This window comes from Bacillus sp. JJ1764 (genome assembly GCF_036962145.1).
Classification (GTDB): domain Bacteria; phylum Bacillota; class Bacilli; order Bacillales; family Cytobacillaceae; genus Neobacillus.
In genome coordinates, this window is the sequence record NZ_JBALNY010000189.1 from 287 (window position 1) to 5490 (window position 5204).

At 39.5% G+C, this 5204-nt stretch carries 2 protein-coding genes; both read right to left on the minus strand.

Going from position 1 to position 5204, the window contains the following annotated elements:
• Positions 1 to 132: 132 nt before the first annotated feature.
• Positions 133 to 2733, minus strand: a complete 2601-nt coding sequence (ppsA, locus tag V7083_RS20940) for a phosphoenolpyruvate synthase (protein WP_335481589.1) — start codon at positions 2731 to 2733, stop codon at positions 133 to 135.
• Positions 2734 to 3316: 583 nt separating this feature from the next.
• A partial coding sequence (locus V7083_RS20945; protein WP_335481592.1) for an ABC transporter ATP-binding protein occupies positions 3317 to 5204 on the minus strand: 1888 nt, incomplete at its 5' end.

Consider the following 5204-nt stretch of genomic DNA (forward strand, 5'->3'; position numbering starts at 1 on the left):
TTTTTTATATGGATGAAAAAAGGCAACGGATATGATGTGACACCGCAGCCTTTTCATTATTGCACCCGTTCGTCATTTAAGGTTAGCCATATTTTTCTGGAAAGCTATGGAAGTAAATAGCAGTTTCAAACATTACAATATGGTGATATACCCTTCAGTTCCATGCACGCGAATTCGTTGCCCATCTTTTATCAGTTTGGTGGCATTTTCCACCCCGACAACTGCGGGTATGCCGTATTCACGTGCAATCACTGCTCCGTGTGTCATCAGACCACCCACTTCGGTGACTAGGCCTTTTATCGATACAAACAACGTTGTCCAACTAGGGTCAGTAAAGGAAGTGATTAATATGTCTCCTTCCTCCAGATCTGCATCCTCCATATTTAAGATGACACGTGCCCTTCCTTCTATTACTCCAGAAGAAACAGGAAGTCCTACAATAGCTTCAGCTGGTAGATTTTCTCGTCTGTACTTACCCGAGAGAATTTCCCCATCAGATGTGATCACACGCGGAGGCGTAAGTTTTTCATATAATTTGTACTCATGTTTTCGAGCACCGATGATTTGGTAATCCAGTTTATTTGTTCGTACGACTTCATGAAGTTCTTCAAAATTGAGATAGTATATATCTTCTATCTCATGAATAACGCCCGCTTGTACGAGTTGTTCGGCTTCTTTTAGTAATGCTTGCTTGTAAACGAAGAAACGACTAACCATACCGTATTTTGGATATTCCCGGTAACCGATGAAATTCCTGACTAGATCAATCATGTGTTTTGTTTCTTTAGCCTTTGGCTCACCATCCGGTAATTGCTTCAATCGTTCTAAAATCTCTTGTTCTTTCTCCAAAGCTTCCTTTAGTCCTTGCTCAAATTTCCGTTTGCTAGCATTGGGCTCAAAATTTTTGATGTTACTCAGAATCATGGGGACAAGTGTAGAGGGTTTTTCACTCCAACGAGTTCTTGTAAGATCGATTTCTCCAGCACAACGCATCCCGTACTTGTTGAGAAAAGCTAATACTGCTTCTCTAGTTTCCATTCCACCATCAAACTTACCCAGTTCATCCAAAAATTGATCATCTTTTACATGTTGTAAATAATCAATTACTTCTGGATATGGACGAATCACATCTGCAACATCCAATAGGGCCAGACCCATTTCCGAAGTAATATTGTTTGGTACAGATTGAGAAAGCGTGTCTGCTACGTTTTTTTCACCTAACCACTTATTTATGTTTTCATTGATCCAAGCTGAAGCATTCATAGCTGACATAAATACACGCGTACTCTGTGGGTTAAATAAGATCCTCTTTAATTCCTGGATATCTTCCAAGATAAAACCAATTAAATTCAATCCTGATTTCGTTTGGATGTTTTGTTTTAACTCATCTATGGATGTTTGGTTAAGTCTAATCAACTCATCAACAATTGCCGGATTGTTATCAATTCCTGCCAACATATCAGAATTGTTTTTGCTGGGAATCGGTGCTTTTTGATCATTTGGTATCATTTTTATAAAATCTCTTCGATCTAGGACAGTCATAAGTGCGTCTTTCATAAGCGGATCGTGTTGCTCCATGTTTTTTAAAAACATGTTTCTGCTATCATGTGAAGCCAGCATATGTGTGACGTCCACAAACAACCTTCCGCCTGCTTTTCGCATAGGCGCAGGTGTTATTAAAAGGTAAAAAGACAATCCCAGTGGTTTCATAGAATCGGTCATCATCTGTTGATGGCCGACAGATACATAGACGTGATTTTCATGATCATTCGCGTCAGGAATCGGAAAAAGCGTAGTGATTGGCCGACTCTGAACAATATAAAATGTATCATCCACTAAACACCATTCAATATCTTGCGGACAGCCAAAATAGGCTTCGATTTGCCTTCCTATTTGTGCTAGTTGTAAAATTTGTTGATCCGTAAGGGTTTGAGTATTTTGTTGGTCATGTTTGATCTGTACGGTCTCTGTTCCGCCTTCTTTCCGTCCATAGATAGCTAACTTTTTGGTGGCTATCATCTTATCGATGATTTCTCCATCCTTTACTTTATAACAATCCGTAGAGACCAAGCCAGAAACCAGTGCTTCTCCAAGTCCAAAACTAGCATCGATTGATAGCAGCCTTCTATTGGAATTAATCGGATCAGCAGTAAATAAAATCCCCGAAGCGTGTGGGAATACCAACCTTTGAATGATCACACATAAAGAAATAGTACGATGGTCAAATCCGTTTTGAATTCGATAAATCACAGCGCGTTCTGTAAACAGGGATGCCCAACATTTCTTGATATGCTGCAAGATTGCTTCTTTTCCGATAATATTTAAATAAGTGTCATGTTGACCTGCAAACGAGGCATGAGGTAAATCTTCAGCGGTCGCACTAGAACGAACAGCATAAGCATGTTCAGCTCCAAACTCGGAGAGATAGTGAGTAACTGCCTTCGCAACGTCGGAAGGTATTTCTGTTTCAATAAAGTTTTGTCGAATCTTCCTGCTGATTTCACTAATTTGATCTCGATCCTCTATTTTTAGCATTGTTAATTGATCCAACAAAGTTCGTAAGTTTTCGTTTTGTTCAATAGCTTTTTGAAATCCAACTGTTGTAACACAAAATCCTTCTGGTACGTGAATTCCTTGAATTTTAGATAATTCCCCTAAATTGACTCCTTTTCCACCCACTAAGAAAAGCTGCGTTGTTTCCATTTCTTGAAAACCGAGAACCAAAGAATTCATTATAGATCTCTCCTAACTATCGAGTCTCATTAAAGTTCTATTGAATTTTAGCAGGTGTAGCTGAAAACAAAAAGTCTATATTGTGCACTTTTTATATGCTATAATTATAGTGGGAAGAAGTATATTTTTAATAAGAGCTCAACTTTTAACCATACATATTGTCTTTCATCACTTTATGAAAGACATTTTTATTAGTGCCTCTGCTGGTTTTGTCTTTCATCCGCCTTATGAAAGACATTTTTCTTCGTGCTCCACTTGATTATGTCTTTCATCACCTTGATGAAGAACATTTTTCTTGATGCTCTTCCTAGTTTTGTCTTTCATCCACATTATGAAAACCATTTTTCTTGTTACTCCACTTAATTTTGTCTTTCAACACCTTGATGAAAACCATTTTTCTTTGCGCCCCGCCTAGTTCTGTCTTTCATCCACATTATGAAGGACATTTTACCATCCCCCAAATCAAGTATTGACTATCACACATATTACTCAATAAAAAAACGCATTAGAATCCAAGTGAGAATTCCAATGCGCTTACGATTACTACTTTTAAAAGTGAAACCTGTTGATTTATCTTGAATTATTAACCGGCATTTTTAATTTGTTTTCCAGTAAACTGACTATTATATAAATCGGCATAAAAACCATCCATTGCTAGTAATTCCTCATGGGTACCTTTTTCAATCACTCGTCCGTGATTCATAACGAGGATGAGATCGGCATCACGAATAGTCGATAATCGATGGGCAATGACGAAGCTGGTACGGTCTTTCATTAACCGATCCATTGCTTTTTGAATTTGAACTTCTGTTCTGGTATCGACGCTGCTGGTTGCCTCATCAAGAATTAAAATGGATGGATTGGCTAAAATGGCCCGAGCGATTGTCAATAACTGCTTTTGACCTTGGGAAATGTTTGAAGCTTCTTCATTTAAGACCGTGTCATAGCCGTCTGGCAGCGTGCGAATGAAGTGGTCCGCATTCGCAGCTTGTGCGGCAGCGATAATTTCTTCTTCGCTAGCTCCTTCTTTTCCATAAGCGATGTTATCACGAATCGTACTATTGAATAACCACGTATCCTGAAGGACCATCCCGAACATTCCTCTAAGGTCCTCTCTTTTTAAATCACGTGTATCGATGCCATCTATTAAGATCTTACCGGAGTTAATTTCATAAAACCGCATCAATAAATTAATCATGGTGGTTTTGCCGGCTCCTGTAGGACCGACGATCGCCACTCTCTGCCCAGGTTTTACCTCAATATTCATATCTTCAATGAGCGGTTCATCCTCTTTATAGCTAAAGGAAACATGGTCAAAGGAAACTTCTCCTTTTGGAGCAGAAAGAACCTTCGCGTTAACAATTTCAGGGATTTCCTCTGTTTCATCTAAAATTTCAAACACACGTTCCGCACTGGCAATGGTCGATTGAATGACGTTGGCAATATTGGCAGTCTGGGTGATTGGTTGACTAAATTGTCTGGCATACTGGATAAATGCCTGAACATCTCCAATTTCAATCGTCTTTTTCGTTACCAATATACCACCCGCTACGCTGACCAGGACATATCCGATATTATTGATAAAACCCATTAATGGCATAATTAAACCTGCCATAAATTGTGCCTTCCAGGCGGATTGGTAGAGTGCTTCATTACTTTCTTCAAATTTTTCAATGGACTGTTTCTCACGGCCAAAGACTTTAATGACCTTGTGTCCGGTATACATTTCTTCCACATGACCATTCAGTTCACCCAGCGCTTTTTGTTGGCCCATAAAATAGCCTTGCGATTTCTTGGCTATTTTCGTTATCGATATAAAACTTAAAGGCAGAGTTACAATGACAATTAGGGTCATGAGCGGGCTAATAGTGAGCATCATGACAATGATCCCAATCAGAGTAATGACAGAGGTAATTAGCTGAGTTAGACTTTGCTGCAAAGTTGTACTGATATTATCAACATCGTTTACCGCACGACTTAGAATTTCGCCATGGGTACGGGAGTCAAAATATTTTAATGGCAGCCGATTCAGTTTTTCCTCCACCTCTTTACGTAGATGGTACACCATTTTTTGGGCAACTCCAGCCATGATGAACTGCTGAAGGTAAGAAAAAATCGCACTGATGATATACAGGCCAATCAGAAGCAGGATAATTTGGCCTATATAGTCAAAGTCGATCTTCGCACCCGGAATGCCTTTGAACTTCATCATTAACCCTTCAAACAATTTAGTTGTCGCCTTACCCATAATTTTCGGGCTGACAATTGAAAACACTGTACTGATGATTGCGGTAAGCAGTACTGCAAACAGCTGTAATTTATACGGTTTTAAATAACCAATTAAACGGTTAAGTGTCCCTTTGAAATTTTTAGCTTTTTGAGGGGGCATTGCCATGCCCATAGGGCCGAAGCCACCACCTGGTCTGGGGCCGCCGCCTGGTCCTGGTCCATGTTGTCTAGATTCTTTACTC

Bases quoted from the DNA above. Each gene is read 5' to 3' on its own strand.
- ppsA (WP_335481589.1), bottom strand. From the start codon at position 2,733: ATGAATTCTTTGGTTCTCGGTTTTCAAGAAATGGAAACAACGCAGCTT.